The sequence below is a fragment of the Paeniglutamicibacter selenitireducens genome (assembly GCF_051550675.1).
GTDB lineage: Bacteria > Actinomycetota > Actinomycetes > Actinomycetales > Micrococcaceae > Paeniglutamicibacter.
The window spans coordinates 111,819-133,543 of sequence record NZ_JBPULF010000006.1; the positions used below are offsets into that span (position 1 = coordinate 111,819).

Here is a 21,725-nt window from a genome sequence, read left to right on the forward strand (position 1 = left end):
TGAGTTACCCGGCCCCGGGAGCGCCGGCTCAGAGCCTGGCGAAGGCCTGCTCGAGGTCCGCGATCAGGTCCGCGACATCCTCGATGCCCACCGAGAGGCGCAGCAGGTTCACCGGAACCGCCAGCTCGGTGCCCTTCACGGAGGCGTGCGTCATCTCCGAGGGGTAGTTCATGAGCGACTCGATGCCGCCCAGGGATTCGGCAAGCGTGAAGATGCGCGTCGCCTCCGCCACGGTGCGGGCCGCGGCCTCGCCGCCGGTGAACTGCACCGAGACCATGCCGCCGAAGTCGCGCATCTGCTTCTTGGCCAGCTCGTGCCCCGGGTGGTCCTCCAGGCCCGGGTAGTGCACGGCCTCGACCTCGGGGCGCCCGGCCAGCCAGGTGGCGACGGCCATGGCGTTCTCCGAGTGCGTGCGCATGCGCACGCCCAGGGTCTTCAGCCCGCGGGTGGTCAGGAACGCGTCCATCGGGCCGGAAACCGCACCCACGGCGAACTGGATGAAGCCGATCTTTTCCGCCAGCTCCGCGTCCTTGACGATCACCGCGCCGCCGACGACGTCGGAGTGCCCGCCGATGTACTTGGTGGTCGAGTGCACCACCACGTCCGCGCCCAGGGCCAGCGGCTGCTGCAGGTACGGGGAGGCGAAGGTGTTGTCCACGACCAGCAGGGCGCCGGCGTCGTGGGTGATCTTCGCGATGGCCTCGATGTCGGAGATGCGCATCATGGGGTTCGACGGGGTCTCCACCCACACCAGCCTGGTGTTGTTCGCGGCGATGGCCTCGGCGAGCGCCGCGTGGTCGGCCATGTTCACCGGGGTGTTCCCGATCCCCCAGCCGCCGAGCACCCGTGCGATCAGGCGGTAGGTGCCGCCGTAGGCGTCGTTGCCCAGCACGATGTGGTCGCCCGGCGCGGTCAGCGCGCGGATCAGCGAGTCCTCCGCGGCGAGGCCCGAGCCGAAGGAGAAGGCGTGCGTTCCCCCCTCCAGCGCGGCGAGCTGTTCCTGCAGGGAATCGCGGGTGGGGTTTCCGCCGCGGCCGTACTCGTAGCCGTCGCGGAGGTTGCCGATCCCGTCCTGGGCGTAGGTGGAGGAGAAGTGCAACGGCGGCACGACGGCCCCGGTGCGCGGTTCGAAGGCCTGTCCGGCGTGGACGGCGCGGGTGTTGAAGCCCTGGTCGGCGTGGTTGTTCTGGCTCATGGCGTACGGGTCCTTTGCGGGGGCGTGCTAGTGGGTGAGGTAGGTCAGCAGGTCGTGGCGGGTGATCACCCCGACGGCCGCGCCGTCGTGGGTGACCAGCAGGGCATCGTGCCCGGCGAGCAGCGTGCGGGCGTTGTCGATGGATTCGTGCACGCCGATCATGGTCAGCGGGACGCTCGCCAGCGGGCCGACGGGGTCGGTGAGGGCGATTTCGTTGCGGAAGAGCTTCTCGGTCAGCGTACGCTCGTCAAGGTAGCCGCGCACCTCCCCCAACCGCACGGGAGGTTCGGTGCTGAGCACCGGGATGGCGGAGACACCGTACTCGTTCATGATGCCGATCGCGTCGCGCACCGACTCGTTGGGGTGCACGTGCACCAGGTCCGGCAGGGCCGCGTCCTTGGAGCCCAGCAGCTTGGCCACGGTGTCCTGCCCGTCGGTGGACAGGAAGCCGTAGGAGCGCATCCAGGTGTCGTTGAAGATCTTGGCCAGGTAGCCGCGTCCGCCGTCCGGGGCGATGACTACCACCACCGCGTCGGCGGGCAGCGTGCGGGCCAGGCGCAGGGCTGCCGCCACGGCCATGCCCGAGGAGCCGCCCACCAGCAGGCCCTCCTCCTTGGCCAGCCTGCGGGTCATCTCGAACGCCTCGGCGTCCCCCACGGGCAGCACCTCGTCCGGGACGGACTTGTCGTAGTTTTCCGGCCACATGTCCTCCCCCACGCCCTCGACGAAGTAGGGGCGCCCGGTCCCGCCGGAATACACCGACCCGTCGGGGTCCACTCCGATGACACGCACGCGCCCGGACGGCCGGTCGGCGGAGATCTCCTTGAGGTAGCGTCCGGTACCGGTGATCGTTCCGCCGGTACCGGCGCCGATGACCACGTGGGTGACGGTGCCGTCGGTGTCGGCCCAGATTTCCGGGCCGGTGGATTCGTAGTGGCTGTCCGGGGCTGCGGGGTTGGAGAACTGGTCGGGCTTGTAGGCCCCGGGGATCTCGCGCACCAGGCGGTCCGAGACGCCGTAGTAGGACTCGGGCGAGTCCGGGGCGACGGCGGTGGGGGTGACAACGACGTCCGCCCCGTAGGCGCGCAGCACGTCGCGCTTTTCCTCGCCCACCTTGTCGGGGGTGACGAAGATGGTCTTGTACCCCTTGAGCTGGCCCACCATCGCCAGTCCGACGCCGGTGTTGCCGCTTGTCGGTTCGACGATCGTGCCGCCGGGCTGCAGCTCGCCGCTGGCTTCGGCGTTCTGGACCATCTTCAGGGCGATGCGGTCCTTGATGGACCCTCCCGGATTCAGGTATTCGAGCTTGAGCAGGATCTTCGCCTGGATTCCGTCGGTAACTGAGTTGAGCTGGACCAATGGCGTGTTGCCGATCAGGTCAAGGACTGTGCGCGCGTACTTCATGGCGCACACTCTACCGGCGCGGCGTAACAATTTCGTGGTGGCCCGTAGTGATTCTTCATGAGCGACGGGCCGCACGTAACAACCCGCTGCGGCCCGGTGGGAGGATTGATCCATGGCCCACGATGTCGCACCCCCGCTCCCCCCAGCCGATGCACAGGCGCACTGGGATCCGCGGGGACCGTACTCGCTGCGCGCCACCCTCGCGATCCTGCAGCGCGGGCCGCAGGACCCCACCACCCGTGTGGGCACCTCGCAGGCCTGGCTGTGCTTCCACACCGGCGAAGGCCCCGTCACCCTGCTGGTCTCCCGCTCCGGGGAACTCCATGCGCAGGTGTTGCTGCGCGCCTGGGGGCCGGGCGCGCAGGCGGCGGTGGACGGTGGCCTGCGGCTTGTCGGCGCCCACGACGACTGGAGCGACTTCGACGAACCCGGTTTCACGGACAACGTTCCCCCGGTGGTCCGGCAAACCCGCAGGATGAACCCCGGCATGCGTTTCCCCGCCACGGGCCGCATCTTCGACGCACTGCTCCCGGCGATCCTCGAGCAGAAGGTCACCGTCATCGAGGCACACCATGCCTGGAGGTACCTGGCGCTTGCGGTGGGCGAGGTCCCCCCGGCGCCGGCGCCGGCCGGGATGCGGCTGCCTCCGACCCCGTCCGCCGTGAGATCGTTGCAGCCCTGGCAGTGGCACCAGGCGCGCGTCGACTCCAAGCGCTCGGCCGCCGCCGTGCGTGCCGCGGTGCTGGCTCCCAGCCTGGAACGATGGGGTCCCCTGGGGTTGGGTGAGAAGCGTGAGGGCGTCGCGGGGGCCGGAACCATTGATTCCGCGCTTGGCTCGATTCCCGGGGTCGGCCCCTGGAGCATTGCCGAGGTCGTACAACGCACCCACGGGGCCCCGGACCACGTGTCGGTCGGCGACTACCACCTGGCCGCATTCGTCGGACAGGTCCTGACCGGGAGCCGGGTCGACGACGAGGGGATGCTGCGGTTGCTTGCCCCGTATGCGGGGCACCGGCAGCGAGTGGTGAGGCTTCTGGGCGCCTCGGGCGTGCGTAAGCAGACCTTCGGGCCCAGGCTGGCGCCGATGGATCACCGGCGGCGCTGAAGCCCGGCTACTGGGCCTGGGCTTCCTGCTCGGCGATCTGCGCGTGCACCTGTTCCATGTCGATGCCCTTCACGGCAATCACCAGGTCATCGAGCTGCGAGGCGTTCAGTGCGCCGGGCTGCGAGAACACGAGCACCTTGTCGCGGAACGCCATCAAGGTCGGGATGGATGTGATGTTCGCGGCGCGTGCCAGTCCCTGCTCGGCCTCGGTGTCGACCTTGGCGAACTTTACGTCGGGGTATTTTTCCGAAACCTGCTCGTACACGGGGGCGAACTGGCGGCAGGGTCCGCACCATTCCGCCCAGAAATCGACGAAGACGATGTCGTTTTCTTCGAGTGCGGCGGTGAACTCAGCTTCGGTGATGTTGATGGTAGCCATACCTCCACGGTACCGCGAACTGATCTCCACGCCTGAGTTGCCCCCCGTTTGGGGCGTCAGGGAACCCTCCCCCGGCTCGCTTGATCCCCGGACGTAGCCTGTCCACAACCCCGCGAAACCCACGCCCACCACCCTGCGGGGCTTCTATCCTCGGTGGAACGGAGAACCCACCACACAGGAAGGGAACGGGTCATGACACGGTGCACCTTGTTGTTGATCACCACCGGGGAATCGGGGCGCAAGGCGCTCTCGGAAGGAATGCTGCTCGCCGAACGCTACGTCGACGGGTTGCCCATGGACCTGGCCATCACCGAGTCCATGCCGTTTGCCATTGCGCCGGCGTCGCGGATCCAGGAACGGGTCTCGTACCCGCGCCCGCTGGACGATCCCAGCGCCGCGGCAACCGCCGTAGGGCCGCTCCAGGCCATCTGGAATGGAAACGCGTGGCTGACGCCGGGTTCCTGCCCTCCAAAGCCGCCCACCGACAACGGGGCGACCGAATGGCAGTGGGCCCACTACAACGCGGTGCTCCAGGCTCCGAGCGACTCCATGATGCTGCTCTGGGACGTGTTCGTCGTGCCCATGGGGGAACGAATGGCGGCGTAGGGATCCGCAGCTCACAAGAACGCCGAAGACGGCCCCGAAAACATGCTCGCTTAGGCACAAAAAAGCTCGAGCCCAAATCTTTCGATTTGGGCTCGAGCTTCATTCGGTGGCAGATACTGGATTCGAACCAGTGAAGGCGTTGCCAGCTGATTTACAGTCAGCCCCCTTTGGCCACTCGGGTAATCTGCCGAATTTGTTCCCTTCGGAACGAGTAGAAACTCTACATGACTTTCCGGGAAAGATAAAATCGAATGGCACGTGACCTGCCCCACAGCCCCCTTTGGGGCATTTGCGGAGCCCCGGTAGGCTTGTATTCAAAGCCCATTTCTACTCATAGGAGGCTCACATGGCGAGCGATTCAACCTTTGACGTTGTCAGCAAGGTAGACAGCCAGGAAGTGTCAAATGCACTGAACCAGGCCCAGAAGGAAATCGTGCAGCGTTACGACTTCAAGGGCGTCGGCGCCGAGGTCGATTTCAGCGGCGAGAAGATCCTCATGAAGGCAAACTCCGAGGAACGCGTCAAGGCGGTCCTCGACGTCCTGCAGTCCAAGCTGGTCAAGCGCAACATCTCACTGAAGTCCCTTGACGCCGGCGAGCCGTACGCGTCGGGCAAGGAGTACCGCATCGAGGCCTCCATCGTCGAGGGCATTGCCCAGGACGTGGCCAAGAAGATCAACAAGCTCATCCGCGACGAGGCACCCAAGGGTGTCAAGTCCACCATCCAGGGTGACGAACTGCGCGTTTCCTCGAAGTCCCGCGATGACCTGCAGGCGACCATGGCGCTGCTGCGGACCTTCGAAGATGCAGACCTCCAGTTTGTGAACTTCCGCTAAACAGCGACACCAAACGGCGATGGGCCCGCCACCTCGAATTCTCGAGGTGGCGGGCCCATCGTCATGTGGTGCGTCGCAAGCCGCCCGGCTCAGGATTCGAAGAGCCCCTGGCCAAGGTAGCCACCCGGCTGGACGCCGGGCGGAACGGCAAAGAGTCCCGATCCCGTGTGCCGCAGGTACTCCAACGACAGGACATCGTTCCTGGCCATTGCCGATTGCATGGGGACGTAGTGCGTCCTCGCGTCCACGACGAAGGCGATGAAGAACAACCCGGCATCCAGTTTGCCCAGCCCGTCAGACCCGTCGGTGTAGTTGAAGCCGCGGCGCAGCATGTGCACGCCGTTGTTGTGGCTCGGGTGCGCAATCGACACGTGCGAATCCGTGGCGATCAGGGGACCCTCGCGGCCCTGCATCTCGAAGTCGGGCTCCGTGAATTCCCCGCCGCCCGAGAGCGGTGAACCCTCCTTCTTCGTGCGGCCGACGACACCTTCCTGCTCGCCCAGTGAGGTTCGATCCCAGATTTCGATGTGCATGCGAATTCGACGCGCAACCAGGTAGGTGCCGCCGTTCATCCAGGCCTCGGATCCGCTGGCATCGCGGACCCAGACGTGCTGGTTGAGGAGGTCGGCGTTCTCCTGCTTGAGGTTCGCCGTTCCGTCCTTGAATCCGAACAGGTTCCGGGGCGTCTTCTGGGTGGTGGTAGTCGAGGAGGTCCGGCCGAAACCGATCTGCGACCAGCGCACGCGCGCCCGACCGAAGGCGATCCTGGCCAGGTTGCGCACGGCGTGCACGGCCACCTGCGGGTCGTCGGCGCAGGCCTGGACCACCAGGTCGCCACCGCTGCGTTCCGCCTCGAGTGCGTCGCCGACAAAGTGCGGCAGTTCGATCAGGGCGGCCGGGAGCTTGCCGGCCAGTCCGTAGCGGTCCTTGCCGTCCTTCTCAAACAGGGTCCGCCCAAAACCGATCGTCACAGTGAGGTGGCTGGCGTCCAGGTCCATGGCCTCGCCGGTGTCATCCGGCGGCGCGTCGTAGCTGCCGCCGGTGGCGCCGTCGCCAACCTCGCGTCCCTGTGTCAGCTCGGCGATGGCTTCGGTCCAGTCCTTGAGCAGGGCCACCAGCGACTCACGCGTGCTTGCCGTGACGTCGAACGCGGCCATGTGCATGCGGTCCTGCGCCTCGGTCACAATGCCGGCCTGGTGTTCGCCGTGGAAATCGACGATCTTGTCGGCGGGCTTGGGAACGGCGGCCGCGTTGACGGCCGTGGCTCCCAGGGCCCCTACGGCCAAGCCGATTCCACCGGCGCCGGCGGCGCCGAAGAGCCCGCGCCGGCTGATTCCGCGAGGTTTCTTCCGGTCTTCGGCGGCGATGTCTTCGGGCTTCTCCATGGGGCGCTACTTCACCACTGCGGCGGTCAGCTTGGACAGCGGCTCGCTCAAGGCGTCGACGGCGGAGCTGAGTTCCTGGATCTGTGCCTCGGTCAGGTCCGTGTAGAGGACGAATCCTTCGCCCTTCTTGTACTGGTCCAGCAGGCCCTGGAGGGTCGCGAAGTTGGTTTCCAGTGCGGCGTCAAGCTCGGAGTCGCTTTCCGCAAGCAGCGGACGCAGGTCCTCGTAGGCGATGCGTGCACCCTCGACGTTGGCCTGGAAGTCCCACAGGTCGGTGTGCGAGAAGATTTCCTCTTCACCGGTGATCTTGCCCGTGGCAACTTCGTCCAACAATTCCTTGGCGCCGTTGGCCAGCTTGTCCGCGGTGAAGGTGAGTTCCTTAGTACGGCTGTTGAGCTCGGCGGTGTCGGCGACCATCTTGTCGGCGATTTCCTGGCGTTCAGCCTGCGTCATGGCGGTGTATCCCTTCGGCGCCCACAGGTCCTTCTCCGCGCGGTGCCAGCCGGTGAAGGCATCTCCCTCTTCCAGGTCCTTCTCGCGGGCGTCGAGCATCGGGTCCAGGTCGCCGAAGGACTCGGCAACGGGTTCGATGCGTTCCCAGTGCATGCGCACCGCCGGGTAGAGCTCGCGCGCCTTCTCCGCATCCCCTGCGGCAAAGGCATCGGTGAATTCCTTGGTGCCCTCAACCAGCTGCTGGGACTGGTCCTTGACGTACGCCGCGTACAGGCTCACCGCGGTGGCCTGGAGTGCGGCGCGGTCGGCGCTGACAGTCTCCCCTTCCGGGGCCTTGGTCACGGTGAATGCCGCGCGGATGCCGTCGCCGACCATGCCGGGCTTGCATGCGGTGAAGTACTTGCCCTCGGGGGCCATGACCACGAGGTCGCGGCTCAGGCCGGGGCCAACGTTTTCGACTTCACCCACGATGCGCAGGCCGTCCTCGGCCAGAAGGTAGAACTCGGTGACCTCGGAGCCCTCGTTCTTGACGGAGAACTTCAGGGTCCCACCCGGCGCGGTGACGGCCGAAACGGTGCAGGCATCCGCGGTGCTGGTGACCTGGATGGCTCCTTCACCCTCGGCGGCCGGGGTGTTGGTGGTGCAGCCGGTCAGCGCGAGCGCCGCCGCGGCTGCAGCCGCGGTGTAGTGAAGGGGTCGAACAAGCTTCATGAGGGTTTCCTTTGAGGATGGGAAGGTGGTCGGAGTTCTAGAGCGATGCCGCTGCGGTGGCCGGTGCTGCCGGTTCGGTCTTCTTCGGCGCCCCGATGCGGCGGAAGAAGATGAACATCACGGGGACGACGTAGGCCACCCAAACGATTGCCTCGAGCCACGTTGTCGCGGGCGAGAAGTTGAATACGCCCTTGAGCAGCGTTCCCAGGAAGCTGCCCGGGGCGATGATGTGTGAAACGTCGAAGGCGAGGTTGTGAAGGCCCGGCAGGATCCCGGCTTCCTGCAGGTCGTGCACTCCATAGGCAAGGACACCGCCGGCGACGACGATCAGCGCGGCACCGGTCCATGTGAAGAACTTGGAGAGGTTGATCCTCAGGACGCCCCGGTGCAGCAGTGCCCCCAAGCCGATGGCCACCAGGATTCCGAGCGTGGCGCCCACCAGCGGCTGCCAGGTCTCGCCCGTGGCCCGGGTCGCCGCCCACAGGAACATCGCGGTTTCCAGGCCCTCGCGGCCCACCGCGAATGCGCCAACCATGACCAGTCCCCAGGCCGAGCCTTCGGCCGCCTGGTCGACCTTGCCGCGGAGGTCGGTGGCGAGGGTCTTTGAGGCGCTCGCCATCCAGAAGACCATCCAGGTCACGAAGCCCACGGCAACGATGGACAGGGACCCACCGATCGCTTCCTGGGCCTCGAAGGTCAGGCCGCGCGGCCCGAAGGTCAACAGGGCACCGAAGCCCAGGGATACCGCAACGGCGATGCCTACTCCGGCATAGATCCGTGGGACGAGCTGGGTCCGGCCGGTCTTCTGCAGGTATGCCAGCAGGAGCACCACCACAAGGACGGCTTCGAGCCCTTCGCGCAGGCCAATGAGAAAGTTCGCGGTCATGAATTGCTTTCGTAGGTTCAGCGTCAACCGGCAGGCACCGAGCGTGCGGCGCCCCACCCATAGGCGTGACTGGTACCAATAGGCCACGTGCCCATTGCCTAATGAGGTTACGCCTTGCTTACTTCGAGCTGCAAACCGGGCGCGCGCGGGCCGCGCGCCAAACAGGGCCCATCGGCGCGCCGGTGTGCGGCAATCCCGCCTTTCATCTGACGCCACGGAGCCACGGCACCCCGGACTCAGGGCGCGCTCCTCCCCCGTGTGTGGCCGGAGTCTTTCCCCGGTGCGTTGACCGCGCGGCACCGGGAACCACTCCCGGACATGGAAAAGCTCCCGTTTCCTTCCGGGGGAAACGGGAGCTTCGTGCGCGACGGCGCTGGTGCGGCCGGGCGTTGCCTAGTAGCCCAGCGGGCGGCCGGCCATCTTTTCCAGTCGCGCCACGCGGTCGTCCATCGGTGGGTGGGTGGCGAAGAGCTTCCGGGCACCGCCGGCAAACGGGTTCGCGATCATCAGGTGCGAGGTGTTCACCAGGCGCTGGTCGTCGCTTGGCAGCGGAGCACGCTGCACACCACCTTCCAGCTTGCGCAGGGCCGAGGCGAGTGCCAGCGGGTCGTTGGTCAGCTTGGCGCCGTCTTCGTCGGCATCGTATTCGCGGGTGCGGCTGATGGCCATCTGGATCACGCTGGAGGCGATCGGCGCGAGCAGGGACATCGCGATCATGGCCAGCGGGTTGGCATTGCGGCGGTCTCCCCCGCCGAAGAAGAGCAGGAACTGGGCCAACGAGGTGATCACGCCGGCGACAGCGGCGGCGACCGAGGAGGTGAGGATATCGCGGTTGTAGACGTGCATGAGCTCGTGCCCCAGCACGCCGCGGAGCTCGCGCTCGTTGAGCAGCTGGAGGATTCCCTCGGTGCAGCACACTGCGGCGTTCTGCGGGTTGCGCCCGGTGGCGAAGGCGTTCGGAGCCGCCGTGGGCGAGACGTAGAGTCGCGGCATCGGCTGCTGGGCCGCGGCGGAAAGCTCGCGCACGATCTTGTACATGGCGGGCTGTTCTGCCTCGGTGACGGGGTAGGCCTGCATGGAGCGGATGGCCAGCTTGTCGCTGTTCCAATAGCCGTAGGCCGTGGTGGCCACGCCGATGAGTGCAAAGATCCAGATGAAACTGCTGCTTCCGGTTCCCGAAGACAACAGGCCTCCAATGGCCAGCAGCAGGGCGAACATGCCGCCCAGCAGGGCCGCGGTCTTCAAGCCGTTGTTGTGATTGTGCACTGTGGTTTTCTCCTCGGGAACGGTTCGCGGCCGGTTCTTCTGCCGCGGGTTGTATCTACTGTAGTCAACGAGCAGTCGCACGTCTTTGTTCCGCTCCGGGATGTTGCCGGGGGAATGGCCGCTGCGTTTCGGCGCGGCGCCTCAAGGGGTTGGCTGGCGCTTCTCAGGGGGTTGGGCGGCGCGAGTCGTAGCGCAGGAACCCGGGCTGCAGCCGGATCAGGAGCACCGCCGCAACGATGCACGCGATTCCGCCCAGCAGCAGCGTCGCCCCCTCTCCGATCCCGCCGGCAACGCCGCCGGAAAGCATCTCCCCCAGCCTTGGCCCGCCCGCGACAACCACGATGAACACGCCTTGGAGGCGCCCGCGCAAGTGGTCCGGCGTCGCCGTCTGCAGGATGGTGGTGCGGAAGACCGAGGAGATCGCATCGGCGACACCGGCGACGGCCATGCACAGCGCGGCCGGCCACAGCCAGCCGCCGGCCTCCCCGCCGGCGGGAAGCGGCTGCCGCGAGGCAAACAGCACCACCACGCCGAAGCCACCGATGCTTGCGCCCCAGACGGCCACGCAGACGAACACCGCGACCCCCTGGCGGTGGATGCGCCCCAGCGGGCCCGAGAACAGCCCCGCCAGGAAGGCGCCCATCGCCGTGGCAGCCAGCAGCAGGCCCATCGTCAGTTCACCGCCCCCGATCAACACGGCACCCACGGCCGGTAGCAGGGCGCGCGGGGCCGCCAGCACCATTGCCGCAAGGTCGATCAGGAAGGTCATGCGGACGTTCGGCTGGGTAGCCAGGAAGCGGAAACCCTCGATGACCGAGCGCAGTCCCGCGACCCCCGACTTCCCTTCCGGCGGCAGCGCCGGGAGCATGTACACGGACCAGACAGCTGCCGTGTAGGTCAGCACGTCGATCCCGTAGGTCCAGCCGAACCCGATCTGCGCCACCAGGATCCCGCCGAGCAGGGGGCCGACCATCTGCGCGATCCCGAACGTGACCATGTTCAGGGAGTTCGCCGCGGGCAGGAGCTTGAGGCCGACGATGGCCGGGATGATGGCGCCGCGGGCCGGCTGATTGATGCCGCCCGCGGCCGAATGGACGGCCACGAGGCCATAGAGAACCCAGACGTTGTCCACCCCCAGCCAGGCCTGTGCCGCGATGGCCGCCGTCGCGGCCCACAGGACGAGGGCTGAGGCCAGGGCCACTTTGCGGCGGTCGTGTGCGTCGGCGACCGACCCGCCGTAGAGCCCGGTCAGCACCAGGGGCACCAGCGCAAAGGCCCCCAGCAGGCCGACGTGGAAGCTTGAGCCTGTCAGTTCGTAGACTTCCAGGCTCACCGCAACGAGCGTGAGCTGGCTTCCGACGGCGGAAAGCGCGTTGCCGATCCAGAGCCGCTTGAAGGCGGGGCTCTCGCGCAGCGGGGTCAGGTCGGCAAGTAGTCGTGGCACCCATCGAGTCTAGTCATGGGCCGCTGGACAACGACGGTGCCTCCGTGCCGCAGGGCATACGCGGCACCACCCCGCCCGCACGCAGAAGCCCGCCGCACCCGTCGACGGGGGCGGCGGGCTTCTGCCGTTGCGGCGCCGTTCCGCGGACGGCCGAGCGGCGCCGGGGCTGCCGGGAGGCTACTGGCCCCTGGAGGCTACTGGTCCCGGGAGACCTTGACCATTTCGTCGCGGTCCACGACCTTGATGCGGGCGCGGTCCACCGGGCCCACCGAGGTCTCGGTCGGGCTGGCTGCGGCGCCGAGTGCGATCTCGTGCGCGTCGAGCTTCTTCCACCCTTCCCAGGTGGTGAATTCGACGCCGCGGGAGCGCAGCAGCTCGATGATGGCGTCCTCGTCCGGGTTCGCGGCAGGCGGAAGCGCCATGCGGTCCTCGAGCAGGTTGCCGATGGTCTCCAGGGCGTCGCCCTTGGTGTGGCCGATCAGGCCGACCGGGCCGCGCTTGATCCAGCCGGTCGCGTAGAGGCCCGGGACGTGCGTTCCCTGGGCATCCAGCACGCGGCCGCCGGCGTTGGGGATGACCCCGCGCTTTTCGTCGAATTCAAGCTCGGCGAGCTCGGAGCCGAAGTAGCCGATGGCGCGGTACACGGCCTGGACCGGGTAGTCGACGAATTCGCCGGTGCCGCGGACGTTGCCGGTGCCGTCGAGTTCCTGGCGCTCGAACTTGATGCCGGAGACCTTGCCGTCCTCGCCAATGACCTCGATCGGGTTGTGCAGGAAGTGCAGGTGCAGGCGGCGGGAGGCCCCGGTGTCCTGCTCCTCGACGATCCAGTTCGTCAGCGTGTTGACCATGGTCTTGACCTGGTTGTTGGACTTGATCAGGGCGTCGGAGGCCTCGTCGAACTCGAAGTCCTCCGGGTAGAGCACGATGTCCACGTCGCGGCTGTGCGACAGCTCGCGCAGCTCCAGCGGGGTGAACTTCACCTGGGCCGGGCCGCGGCGGCCGAAGATGTGCACGTCGGTGACGGGCGAGTCCTTCAGGCCGGCGAAGACGTTCTCCGGGATCTCGGTGACCAGCAGGTCCTCGGCGTGCTTGGAGAGCACGCGCGCCACGTCAAGGGCGACGTTGCCGTTGCCGAGCACCGCGATTTCCTTGGCCTCGAGCGGCCAGGTGCGCGGGACGTCGGGCTGGCCGTCGTACCAGGAGACGAAGTCGGCGGCGCCGTAGGAGCCCTCCAGGTCGATGCCCGGGATGTCCATGTCGGCGTCCTTGATGGCGCCGGTGGCGAAGATGACGGCGTCGTACATGTCGCGGATGTCGCTGAGCGTGAGGTCGCGGCCGTAGGTCACGTTGCCCAGGAAGCGGATGTCGCCGCGGTCCAGCACCTTGTGCAGGGCATTGACGATGCCCTTGATGCGCGGGTGGTCCGGGGCCACGCCGTAGCGGATCAGGCCGTAGGGCGCCGGGTAGGCGTCGAGCAGGTCGATGCTGACCTCGAACTCGCGCTCCGCCTTGGTGAGGATGTCGGCAGCATAGACGCCGGCCGGACCCGCCCCGATGATGGCGACGCGGAGCGGACGTACTGCTGAATCGGACACGGGGGTTCCTTCCGGAGGATGTTCACGGGCGCGCACAAATAACGCACGGCTCCCTAGTCTAATTGTTGTTTCGTTCCGCGGGGGAACCGGTGTGCGCATGCTCACGTTCCCGGCGCGGGAGCGGCGCCCGGGGGTTCCGGTTGTAGTCTGAAGGGCGGGGGTCCCGGCCCCGGCCCTCCCTCTGCCCCGCACGCGCCAGAACCCGGTGCTGCCGCGCAGCACGGAATGGAATCCATGTTTTCCCTGTTGAGTCAGTCATGACCCGAACCAGCACCACCACGTCCACGGGCGCGCCCGCGGGCTCCTCCCCCGCCGCAGAGCGCAACGCCGGCCTGTTGCAGGGCCTGGGGGCGTACGGCCTCTGGGGCCTTTTGCCGCTCTACTTCCTGACGATCTCCATCGCCTCGCCGCTGGAGATCGTTGCCAACCGGATCGTCTGGTCGCTGGTCTTCTGTGCCATTCTGCTGAGCCTGACCCGCAGTTGGCACGGGTTCCTGGCCCTGGGCCGCGACAGGCGGGCCATGCTCCGGCTCTCTGTGGCCTCGGTGCTGATCGCCGTGAACTGGCTGACCTACACCTTCGCCGTCCTGAACGGCCACGCCGTCGAGGCCTCGCTGGGCTACTTCATCAACCCGCTGGTGTCCACGGCACTGGGCGTCGTCTTCCTCAAGGAGCGGCTGCGCCCGCTCCAGTGGACGGCCATGGGGTTCGGGCTGGCCACGGTGCTCACGCTGACCTTCGCGTACGGCAGCGTCCCGTACATCGCCCTGGTGCTGGCGTTCTCCTTCGGCTTCTACGGGTTCGTGAAGAACCGGGTGGGCCGCACCGCCACGGCGCTGACCTCGCTGAGCATGGAGACGGCGATCCTGAGCATCCCGGCGCTGGGCTTCATGGCCTGGCTCGTGGCGCGCGGCCAGGACACCGTGCTGTCCGCCGGGCCCGCGCACTTCTGGCTGATGGCGGCCAGCGGCGTCGTCACGGCCGTCCCGTTGCTGCTCTTCGGCGCTTCCGCGCGCCGCCTGCCGCTGACAACGCTGGGCACCCTGCAGTTCCTGGCACCGATCCTGCAGTTCATCGTGGCGTTGACGGTGTTCAACGAGCCGATGCCCGTCGAACGCCTCATCGGTTTCTGCCTGGTCTGGGTCGCGGTGGTCTTGCTGTGCATCGACATGGCCACCCAACCGCGCCGCGACCGCGCCGCACGGGCCGCAGCCGAGGCGGCCGGACCGGCGGGCACCGTGTCGCCCACCGGGGTTCCGGCCGGGGCACCCGCCGGGGTTCCCGCGTCCAAGGAGTAGCCACCGGGCCGCGGGCACTGCCCGCGGCCATCCGGCACCGGCCCTCTGTGCGGGCATTAAGAAAGGGGCCGGTCGTTGTCCAAAGCCCTGAACAACGGCCAGCCCCTTTCTTGGCTGTGTGCGGCTAACGACTAGGCGTTGGCGCGGATTGCGGCTTCGAGCACGTCGAAGGCGTCGGCAAGCAGCTCGTCGCTGATGACCAGCGGCGGCAGCAGGCGGATGACGTTGCCGTAGGTGCCGCAGGTGAGGATCAGGACGCCTGCTGCGAGGCAGTCGGCGGCGATCTTCTTGGTGATGTCGGCGTCCGGCTCGATGCCGCCGGCCTTGACCAGTTCGATGGCAACCATGGCACCGCGGCCGCGGATGTCGCCGATGACCGAGACTTCGCCCTGCAGCTTGCGCATGCGGGTGAAGAACTGCTCTTCGATCTCGCGGGCGCGGCCGGCGAGGTCCTGCTCCTCCATGAACTTGATGGTCTCGAGCGCTGCGGCAACGGCAACCGGGTTGCCGCCGTAGGTGCCGCCCAGGCCGCCCGGGTGCACTGCGTCGAGCAGTTCGGCGCGGCCGACGATGCCCGAGAGCGGCATGCCGCCGGCGATGCCCTTGGCAACGGTGATGATGTCCGGGGTGATGCCCTCGACGTCGGAGGCGAACCAGGCGCCTGCACGGCAGAAGCCGGCCTGCACTTCGTCGGCCACGAAGACGATGCCCTGTTCCTTGGCCCACTCGGCGATGCGCGGCAGGAAGCCCTCGGCCGGGACGATGAAGCCGCCCTCGCCCTGGACCGGCTCGATGATGATGGCTGCGATCTGGTCGCCGCCGATCTGCTTCTCCATGGCCAGGATGGCGCGCTCTGCGGCTTCCTTGCCCGAGATGTTCGGGTTTTCCTCGCGGAACGGGTAGCTCATCGGCATGCGGTAGATTTCCGAGGCCAGCGGGCCGAAGCCGCGCTTGTACGGAGCTGCCTTGGCGGTCAGGCCCATGGTCAGGTTGGTGCGGCCGTGGTAGGCGTGGTCGAAGGCGACGACGGCGGTGCGGCCGGTTGCCACGCGGGCGACCTTGATGGCGTTCTCGACGGCCTCGGAACCGGAGTTGAAGAAGACGGCCTTCTTCTCGTGGGTGCCCGGGGTGATTTCGGCAAGCTTCTCGGCCAGCTCGACGTAGCCCTCGTACGGGGTCACCATGAAGCAGGTGTGGGTGAAGTGCGCTGCCTGTGCGGCAACGGCCGCTGCAACCTTTTCGTTGGAGGCGCCAACGCTGGTTACCGCAATGCCCGAGCCCAGGTCGATCAGGGAGTTGCCGTCGACGTCGACGATCACGCCGCCATCGGCGTCGGCAACGTAGACCGGGAGCGAGGAAGCCACGCCCAGGGCCACTGCCGCGGTGCGACGCGCTGCCAGCTCAACGGACTTCGGTCCGGGGAAGGCACCGTTGATCTGGCGCTTCTGTTCAATGCGGTAAGTGACGTCCATGAACGCTCATTCCTTTCCCGGTCCGCGCGGCGCGGGCCCGGATCCCGCGCCGAGGGCGGGAAATTGGGCACGCATGAGGGGAACCGGTGTGTTGGTGTTGTGTACTGTCATGAAGCCTATGCCGCGGGCGAGAATGCCCGCTAGTGAAATCGGCACAGTTGTGCCCGAAGTTCGCAGTGCATGTGCACAGAAGCGAACCCCCGCGAGACATGAAAAAGCGGCGCGTTCCCGCCCGGGGTCACCGGGCGGGAACGCGCCGCTTGCCTTCACGCCGTGCGTGGCGCGGGCAGGTCAGAGCTCGTGGGGCATTTCCTCGGGAAGGTGCCCCTCGTCCTCGGGGTGGCGGGCCAGGTTCCACATGGCGAGGCCGAGGCCTCCCCAGACGGTGACCATGGCGATGATCATCATGGTGATGGCTACCGGGGTCATGCCTTCAGCTCCTCTGCTGCTGCGTCGGCCGAAAGCTCGGCCTCGAATTCGTCGTACTCGGGGTCGTTGAGCTTGGACTTCTCGCTCCACGGGATCATCGAGAGCAGGACCGCACCGATTACCAGCGCGCCGGCCATGCCCCAGCCGAAGACGCCGTTGAACCACGCCGGGTAGCCGGAGTACTGCTCGGCGCCCTTGGACTGGATCTCGTTGATCAGCATGTAGCCGAGCGCCACCGGTGCGATGCCGCCGACGAGGATGCGCCAGATCGTGCCCATCTTGATCGACGAGGAACGGTTCATGTGCTGCTGCAGCTTCGGCAGCGCGGTCAGGCCGGCGGTCAGCACGATGACCGTGACAAGGGCGCAGGCCAGGATGCCGAACTGGTTGACGAAAGCATCGGAGGTGTCAAGCAGCTGAAGGCCCGTGGTGGTCGGGAAGAGCACCAGGGACACCAGCGCGATCGGGATGGTGACGATCAGCGTGGCCGACTTGCGGCTCCAGCCCAGCTTGTCCTGGAAGGCCGCGACGATGACCTCGAGGATCGAGATCAGCGACGTCAACCCGGCGAAGACCAGCGAGCCGAAGAACAGCACACCGAGGATCGCACCGAACGGCGCCTCGGAGACGATGGTCGGGAAGGCGATGAAGGCCAGCCCGATGCCGCCGCTGGCCACCTCGGACACCGCGGTGCCCGAGGCAGCCGCCATGAAGCCGAGCGCCGCGAAGACACCGATGCCGGCGAGGATCTCGAAGCCGGAGTTGGCGAACGCGACGACCATGCCCGATCCGGTCAGGTCGGTCTTGCGCTTGAGGTAGGAGGAGTATGTGACCATGATGCCGAAGGCCACCGACAGCGAGAAGAAGATGTGGCCGAAGGCCGCAGCCCACACGCCCGGATCCTGCAACGCGGCCCAGTTCGGGGTGAAGAAGGCGTTCAGGCCCTCCATGGCGCCCGGGAGCAGCACGGCCTGGACCACGAGGATCACGAACATGACAACCAGCAGCGGCAGGAAGATGGCGTTGGCCCGCGAGATGCCCTTGTTCACGCCGGCGACCATGATCACGATGGCGACGACCCAGACGGCGAACATCGGGAAGAACACGTTGGAGACGAAGTCGAAGGACAGGCCGGCTTCCGGCGCCATCTTCAGGAAGTCGTTGAAGAAAAACGCCTCGGCGTCGCTCCCCCAGGCCTTGGTGACCGAGAACCAGGTGTACATGGCGGCCCAGGCGATGATCGCCGCGTAGTAGACGGCGATGACGAAGCAGATCAGCACCTGCCACCAGCCGAGCGGCTCGGCCGCGCGGTTCAGCCGGCGGTAGGACAGCGGCGCGGAGCCGCGGCCGCGGTGGCCGACCGAGTAGTCGAGGAAGAGCAGCGGGATGCCCGCGCACAGCAGTGCCACGAGGTACGGGATCAGGAACGCGCCGCCGCCGTTTTCATAGGCCACGTAGGGGAAACGCCAGATGTTTCCGAGTCCGACGGCGGAGCCGATGGCGGAGAGAATGAAGAGTTTTCGCGAGGAGAAAGTTTCTCGTCGGGCCGGTGCGGGTTGTCCGCTTGGCCCAGTCGATGCAGTGGTCATGGGGAGAAATGATACGCACAAGTGCCGTTCGTCCCGTGGTTCGGGACGAATTTGACCACATTGTGAAACACCCGATCGTACGGTTGCACCATGAAGTTCCATAGTATTGGGTACATGGCCATCACCTTGTCGCGACTCCTCGGGTCTCCCAGCCTGTCGCTGCGCGCGCTGACCGACATCTCAGCGGCGGGGGAAACCCCCATCGAATGGGCGGCAGTCACCGAGCTCCGCGACCCCTCCCCCTTCCTCAGCGGCGGGGAAATCGTGCTGACGACGGGCCTGCGGCAAACCACCATCGCCAACCAGCAGGCCTTCGTGGAGATCCTGCACGGCGCGGGTGTCCTGGCCCTGGGCTACGGGACGGGCCTGAGCCACCGCAGCGTCCCCGCCGCGGTCATCCGCAAGGCTACCGAGCTCGGCCTTCCGGTGTTCGAGGTCCCCTACGAAACACCGTTCGTGGCCATCACCAAGCTGATCGCCGACACATTGAACGCCGACCACCTGGCCCGGCTCGAGCGCCTGCTCAAGGGCCACCAGCAACTGGCATCCACGTTGCTCACCGGCGGGTTGCGCTCGATGCTGCGCGAACTCTCGCGCATGCTGGGAACCGCCGTCTCACTGACCCAGTTCGGGGCGCGGGTCCACGGCCCGGAACTGGGAGCGGAGAAGTGGCAGCCGGTTCCCATCGCCACGGGCCTGAAGGACAGGTGCACGCTTTACCTGGCGGAGCCCTACACCCGCGACGGGCTTGTCGACTACGCACAGGGCCTGATCGGGCTGGAACTGGCGAACCAGGCCAGGCTGCGCGAGTCGAACCGGCTCGTCGCCGGGCAGGCCTTCTCGGACCTGATCGCCGGGAACCTCAGCTCCACGGAGGCCGCCGCCCGGCTGCAGGGAATCGGCATCACCGTTGACCGCCCGCACTCGCTCGTGCTGGTGCACGCCTCGGACGGACACGAGAAGGCCCTGCGGACCCTGCCCATCCCGCCGCAGCTCGAACACGAAACCTCGGCCATCGTCGATGACAGGCTGGCCCTGGTGGTGGACGGGGCCGGGGCCGCCGCCTTCGCCGACCGGCTTGACGGGTACCTGCACGGTGCGGGGATCACCGCCCGCGTGAGTTTCGGCGGCAACTACGCCCAGGCCAACGGCCTGCGCTGGAGCTTCTTCGAGGCGCTCGAGGCGTTGCGCCACGGCGAACGGATCAACACCCCCTCGCGGCTCTCGCTCACCTCCCTGCTGCTTGCCGCGCGCGATGTTCCGCTGCAGGCGCTGGCCCAGGAGGCGCTGGGTCCCCTGGAGGCGTTCGACACCAAGCACTCGGCGGAGCTGCTTGATACGTTGCGCAACTACCTGGAGCTGGACGGCAGCGTCGGCGCCGTGGCCGAAACCCTGGGGCTGCACCGCAACACCGTGCGCTACAGGCTCCAGCAGATCAGCGAGCTCAGCGGCTACGACCCGACGACCACCGCGGACCGCGTGCAATTGTGGCTCGCGCTGACCGCCAAGGACATTACCTAGAAGCGCTGCGGATAGAATGGGGGGCATGGCTGAAATGTTCCTTGAGAAGTTCCGTTCGCTGGTTCCGTTGTACCTCGAGGACGAGTGGCAAAACGAAGACGGCTTGACCGACGCCGAGCTCGATGAGGCGCTGGGCACCCTGTCGGTCCAGCTGCCGCTGGTGCTGCGCGAGTTCTACCTGGCCCTGGGCGGCTGCGAGGACCTGATGGAGGCGTACCACTACTTCTTCGACCCCGACGAGTTGGAGGTCGAGGACGGCTACCTGCTCTTCCTCGAGGACGAGGAAGAAAAGTACGTGTGGGGCTTCCGCCTGGACCAGCTCGAGGTCCCGGACCCCATCGTCTACCGCCGCCAGAATGCCCGCGGCACCTGGAAGAGCGAGGAGGGAACCTTCAGCGAATACGTGCTGGACATGTTCAGCTGGGTCTTCAACGAGCTTTCCCCCGAGCTGAACGACTAGCCCGGGACAACCACCACCATGCGCCGGCTATGGAAATCGCACGCACCGGAAGACTACCGCTGCCCGTTCTGCGAGCTCCTGGCCGGCGTTGAGTTTTCCCCGGGGAACCTCTGCGCGCCGACCGACCTGATCTACCGGACCGAACACGTCGCCGTCATCATGGCCTGCGACGGGTTCGGCCCCCACGGCGGGCACGCAATGGTGATCCCCGCCGAGCACCACGAGGCGCTCTACGACCTGCCCGAGGCCGTCGCCGCGCAGGTCATGTTCGAGACCCGGCGCATCGCCCTGGCCATGAAGCACGCCTGGTCCCCCGAGGGCACCAGCACCCGGCAGCACAACGAACCGGCCGGCAACCAGCACGTCTGGCACTACCACCAGCACGTGTTCCCGCGCTTCAGCGACGACGACCTCTACAGGCACCTGCGCCACCGTGTCCCGGTGGCCGAGCGCGCACAAAAGGCCGCCCAGTTACGGGCGGCCTTGGGTGATGCACAGCTGTGGGACGAGTACCCCGCGCGGTTTCCCGCCTAGGTCTGCCTAGACCTCGCGGGTGACCACCGCGTCGGCGAAGGCCGCCAGCGCGTCCTTGACGGTTCCGGCCGGAAGCGGCGCCAGCACGGAGACCGCCTCGTCGGCCCAGTTCCGTGCCACGGCCCAGGCCTGCGCCGTGGCCGGGTTGCCGGCAACTGCCTGGACCGCGAGGGCCAGGGCGGCGTCCTCGGTCAGGTCGCCGTCGACGATCTCCAGCACGCGGGCCGCCTCGGCGTCGCCGGCTGCCGCCGCATCGCGCATCAACAGGACCGGCAGCGTCGGAACTCCCTCGCGAAGGTCCGTTCCCGGGGTCTTGCCGGAGCGGACCTGGGCGCCCGTCACGTCGATGACGTCGTCGGCGACCTGGAAGGCCACGCCGACCTTCTCGCCGTAGGTGCGCAGGATCTCGACATATTCCGGGACTCCGCCGAAGAGCGCGCCGAAAGCTCCCGAGGTCGCCAGCAGCGAGGCCGTCTTGTCCGCTATGACATTGAGGTGGTGCTCGATCGGGTCGTCGCCCTCGCGCGGGCCCACCGATTCGTGCAGCTGGCCCAGGCACAGGCGCTCGAAGGTGCGTGCCTGCATGGAGACTGCCTCCGGGCCCAGTTCCGCGCCAATGACCGAGGCGCGGGCGAAGATCAGGTCGCCGGTGAGGATGGCGACGGAGTTGCCCCACACCTCGTGGGCCGTCGGGGCCCCGCGGCGCAACGGCGCCGAATCCATCACGTCGTCGTGGTAGAGCGTGGCCAGGTGGGTCAGTTCCACGATGGCGGCGGCCTTGATGACCTCGTCGGTCACGCCGTCGCCCAGCAGCGAGGTCAGCACCACCAGCAGCGGGCGGATCCGCTTGCCGCCGGCCTCCACGAGGTGGCGGCTCGTCGCGTCGATCAACGGGTCGGAGTTTGCGATAGCGTCGCGCAGCAGCTTCTCCACCTTGGCCAGGCCGGTGGCGATGGCCGGGCCGAACTCCGGGTCCTGGGCGATCAGCGAGAAACCGCCCGGCAGGTTCACCGCCGCGGCCAGCGCGCTGGTCTCCGGGTTCAGGTCGAAGGATTCGGGCACGCCGTGTCCGGCAGCGGTCCAGTTGGTCTGGGAATCGGTCACAGTTCTAAGACTTACTATCTCTCGGCGGTCGGTTCCAGCCGCGGCACGTGGCCG

General features: G+C 67.3%; 20 protein-coding genes and 1 tRNA gene. 7 read left to right on the forward strand and 14 right to left on the reverse strand.

Translation table 11 applies throughout. The features are described from left to right. Positions 1-28 precede the first annotated feature (28 nt). Positions 29-1,195, reverse strand: coding sequence for a cystathionine gamma-synthase (locus ACSYDW_RS12030; protein WP_438338961.1), 1,167 nt, complete (start codon positions 1,193-1,195; stop codon positions 29-31). 27 nt (positions 1,196-1,222) lie between these two features. Beyond that, positions 1,223-2,599: a cystathionine beta-synthase gene (locus ACSYDW_RS12035; protein ID WP_438338962.1), complete on the reverse strand. Its 1,377-nt coding sequence runs from the start codon at positions 2,597-2,599 to the stop codon at positions 1,223-1,225. A 112-nt stretch (positions 2,600-2,711) separates the two neighbouring features. Between ACSYDW_RS12035 and ACSYDW_RS12040 the strand changes: the two genes are divergently transcribed. Beyond that, a complete protein-coding gene (locus ACSYDW_RS12040; protein ID WP_438338963.1) occupies positions 2,712-3,704 on the forward strand; it encodes a DNA-3-methyladenine glycosylase family protein in 993 nt (330 codons plus the stop codon). Between the two features lie 7 nt (positions 3,705-3,711). Here ACSYDW_RS12040 and trxA read toward each other — a convergent pair whose 3' ends face one another. Next, the gene (gene trxA / locus ACSYDW_RS12045; protein ID WP_438338964.1) at positions 3,712-4,083 is read right to left on the reverse strand and encodes a thioredoxin; all 372 of its coding nucleotides are present in this window, start codon (positions 4,081-4,083) and stop codon (positions 3,712-3,714) included. A gap of 192 nt (positions 4,084-4,275) precedes the next feature. Between trxA and ACSYDW_RS12050 the strand changes: the two genes are divergently transcribed. Then, positions 4,276-4,689 carry a hypothetical protein gene (locus tag ACSYDW_RS12050; protein WP_438338965.1) on the forward strand — a complete coding sequence of 138 codons (414 nt, stop codon included), beginning with the start codon at positions 4,276-4,278 and terminating at the stop codon, positions 4,687-4,689. Positions 4,690-4,796: 107 nt separating this feature from the next. Here the strand turns inward: ACSYDW_RS12050 and ACSYDW_RS12055 are convergent. After that, positions 4,797-4,878 (reverse strand) — tRNA-Tyr (locus ACSYDW_RS12055). Between the two features lie 157 nt (positions 4,879-5,035). Between ACSYDW_RS12055 and ACSYDW_RS12060 the strand changes: the two genes are divergently transcribed. Continuing rightward, positions 5,036-5,524, forward strand: a complete 489-nt coding sequence (locus ACSYDW_RS12060; RefSeq protein WP_438338966.1) for a YajQ family cyclic di-GMP-binding protein — start codon at positions 5,036-5,038, stop codon at positions 5,522-5,524. Between the two features lie 89 nt (positions 5,525-5,613). Here ACSYDW_RS12060 and efeB read toward each other — a convergent pair whose 3' ends face one another. The 6 genes from efeB to ACSYDW_RS12090 form a co-directional block, all read right to left on the reverse strand. Beyond that, positions 5,614-6,909 carry an iron uptake transporter deferrochelatase/peroxidase subunit gene (gene efeB, locus ACSYDW_RS12065; RefSeq protein WP_438338967.1) on the reverse strand — a complete coding sequence of 432 codons (1,296 nt, stop codon included), beginning with the start codon at positions 6,907-6,909 and terminating at the stop codon, positions 5,614-5,616. 6 nt (positions 6,910-6,915) lie between these two features. Then, complete coding sequence (gene efeO / locus ACSYDW_RS12070) at positions 6,916-8,073, reverse strand: iron uptake system protein EfeO (protein ID WP_438338968.1); 1,158 nt, start codon at positions 8,071-8,073, stop codon at positions 6,916-6,918. Between the two features lie 37 nt (positions 8,074-8,110). Then, positions 8,111-8,959, reverse strand: coding sequence for an iron uptake transporter permease EfeU (efeU, locus tag ACSYDW_RS12075; protein ID WP_438338969.1), 849 nt, complete (start codon positions 8,957-8,959; stop codon positions 8,111-8,113). A 393-nt stretch (positions 8,960-9,352) separates the two neighbouring features. Then, positions 9,353-10,225: a zinc metalloprotease HtpX gene (gene htpX, locus ACSYDW_RS12080; RefSeq protein WP_438338970.1), complete on the reverse strand. Its 873-nt coding sequence runs from the start codon at positions 10,223-10,225 to the stop codon at positions 9,353-9,355. Between the two features lie 163 nt (positions 10,226-10,388). Continuing rightward, a complete protein-coding gene (locus ACSYDW_RS12085; protein WP_438338971.1) occupies positions 10,389-11,669 on the reverse strand; it encodes an MFS transporter in 1,281 nt (426 codons plus the stop codon). A 194-nt stretch (positions 11,670-11,863) separates the two neighbouring features. Further along, a complete protein-coding gene (locus ACSYDW_RS12090) occupies positions 11,864-13,264 on the reverse strand; it encodes an FAD-dependent oxidoreductase (protein ID WP_438338972.1) in 1,401 nt (466 codons plus the stop codon). Between the two features lie 257 nt (positions 13,265-13,521). Here ACSYDW_RS12090 and rarD point away from each other — a divergent pair, with 257 nt between their 5' ends. Beyond that, positions 13,522-14,562, forward strand: a complete 1,041-nt coding sequence (gene rarD, locus ACSYDW_RS12095; RefSeq protein WP_438338973.1) for an EamA family transporter RarD — start codon at positions 13,522-13,524, stop codon at positions 14,560-14,562. Between the two features lie 131 nt (positions 14,563-14,693). On the opposite strand, the gene gabT is transcribed toward rarD, so the two are convergent. From gabT to ACSYDW_RS12110, 3 genes are all read right to left on the reverse strand, one after another. Continuing rightward, positions 14,694-16,034 carry a 4-aminobutyrate--2-oxoglutarate transaminase gene (gene gabT / locus ACSYDW_RS12100; protein WP_438338974.1) on the reverse strand — a complete coding sequence of 447 codons (1,341 nt, stop codon included), beginning with the start codon at positions 16,032-16,034 and terminating at the stop codon, positions 14,694-14,696. A gap of 291 nt (positions 16,035-16,325) precedes the next feature. After that, entirely contained in the window at positions 16,326-16,463 is a 138-nt protein-coding gene (locus tag ACSYDW_RS12105; protein ID WP_209998738.1) for a methionine/alanine import family NSS transporter small subunit, read from the reverse strand. Further along, on the reverse strand, positions 16,460-18,052 hold the full coding sequence (locus ACSYDW_RS12110) for a sodium-dependent transporter (RefSeq protein ID WP_438338975.1): 1,593 nt from the start codon (positions 18,050-18,052) through the stop codon (positions 16,460-16,462). The genes ACSYDW_RS12105 and ACSYDW_RS12110 overlap by 4 nt, the downstream gene beginning before the upstream one ends. A gap of 114 nt (positions 18,053-18,166) precedes the next feature. Between ACSYDW_RS12110 and ACSYDW_RS12115 the strand changes: the two genes are divergently transcribed. The 3 genes from ACSYDW_RS12115 to ACSYDW_RS12125 are packed head-to-tail and all read left to right on the forward strand — an operon-like array spanning position 18,167 to position 20,567. After that, on the forward strand, positions 18,167-19,573 hold the full coding sequence (locus tag ACSYDW_RS12115) for a PucR family transcriptional regulator (protein ID WP_438338976.1): 1,407 nt from the start codon (positions 18,167-18,169) through the stop codon (positions 19,571-19,573). Between the two features lie 25 nt (positions 19,574-19,598). Beyond that, positions 19,599-20,033: an SMI1/KNR4 family protein gene (locus tag ACSYDW_RS12120; RefSeq protein ID WP_438338977.1), complete on the forward strand. Its 435-nt coding sequence runs from the start codon at positions 19,599-19,601 to the stop codon at positions 20,031-20,033. A gap of 18 nt (positions 20,034-20,051) precedes the next feature. Continuing rightward, positions 20,052-20,567, forward strand: coding sequence for an HIT family protein (locus tag ACSYDW_RS12125; protein ID WP_438338978.1), 516 nt, complete (start codon positions 20,052-20,054; stop codon positions 20,565-20,567). Between the two features lie 6 nt (positions 20,568-20,573). Here ACSYDW_RS12125 and ACSYDW_RS12130 read toward each other — a convergent pair whose 3' ends face one another. Next, a complete protein-coding gene (locus ACSYDW_RS12130; RefSeq protein WP_438338979.1) occupies positions 20,574-21,671 on the reverse strand; it encodes a polyprenyl synthetase family protein in 1,098 nt (365 codons plus the stop codon). Positions 21,672-21,725 lie beyond the last annotated feature (54 nt).

What these genes read in the sequence shown, in the direction of transcription:
- ACSYDW_RS12115 (WP_438338976.1), top strand. Translation starts at nt 18,167, where the DNA reads ATGGCCATCACCTTGTCGCGACTCCTCGGGTCTCCCAGCCTGTCGCTG.
- efeU (WP_438338969.1), bottom strand. Translation starts at nt 8,959, where the DNA reads ATGACCGCGAACTTTCTCATTGGCCTGCGCGAAGGGCTCGAAGCCGTC.
- ACSYDW_RS12110 (WP_438338975.1), bottom strand. Translation starts at nt 18,052, where the DNA reads ATGACCACTGCATCGACTGGGCCAAGCGGACAACCCGCACCGGCCCGA.
- ACSYDW_RS12030 (WP_438338961.1), bottom strand. Translation starts at nt 1,195, where the DNA reads ATGAGCCAGAACAACCACGCCGACCAGGGCTTCAACACCCGCGCCGTC.
- gabT (WP_438338974.1), bottom strand. Translation starts at nt 16,034, where the DNA reads ATGGACGTCACTTACCGCATTGAACAGAAGCGCCAGATCAACGGTGCC.
- efeO (WP_438338968.1), bottom strand. Translation starts at nt 8,073, where the DNA reads ATGAAGCTTGTTCGACCCCTTCACTACACCGCGGCTGCAGCCGCGGCG.
- ACSYDW_RS12050 (WP_438338965.1), top strand. Translation starts at nt 4,276, where the DNA reads ATGACACGGTGCACCTTGTTGTTGATCACCACCGGGGAATCGGGGCGC.
- trxA (WP_438338964.1), bottom strand. Translation starts at nt 4,083, where the DNA reads ATGGCTACCATCAACATCACCGAAGCTGAGTTCACCGCCGCACTCGAA.
- ACSYDW_RS12035 (WP_438338962.1), bottom strand. Translation starts at nt 2,599, where the DNA reads ATGAAGTACGCGCGCACAGTCCTTGACCTGATCGGCAACACGCCATTG.
- ACSYDW_RS12125 (WP_438338978.1), top strand. Translation starts at nt 20,052, where the DNA reads ATGCGCCGGCTATGGAAATCGCACGCACCGGAAGACTACCGCTGCCCG.
- ACSYDW_RS12040 (WP_438338963.1), top strand. Translation starts at nt 2,712, where the DNA reads ATGGCCCACGATGTCGCACCCCCGCTCCCCCCAGCCGATGCACAGGCG.
- efeB (WP_438338967.1), bottom strand. Translation starts at nt 6,909, where the DNA reads ATGGAGAAGCCCGAAGACATCGCCGCCGAAGACCGGAAGAAACCTCGC.
- ACSYDW_RS12120 (WP_438338977.1), top strand. Translation starts at nt 19,599, where the DNA reads ATGGCTGAAATGTTCCTTGAGAAGTTCCGTTCGCTGGTTCCGTTGTAC.
- ACSYDW_RS12060 (WP_438338966.1), top strand. Translation starts at nt 5,036, where the DNA reads ATGGCGAGCGATTCAACCTTTGACGTTGTCAGCAAGGTAGACAGCCAG.
- ACSYDW_RS12105 (WP_209998738.1), bottom strand. Translation starts at nt 16,463, where the DNA reads ATGACCCCGGTAGCCATCACCATGATGATCATCGCCATGGTCACCGTC.
- rarD (WP_438338973.1), top strand. Translation starts at nt 13,522, where the DNA reads ATGACCCGAACCAGCACCACCACGTCCACGGGCGCGCCCGCGGGCTCC.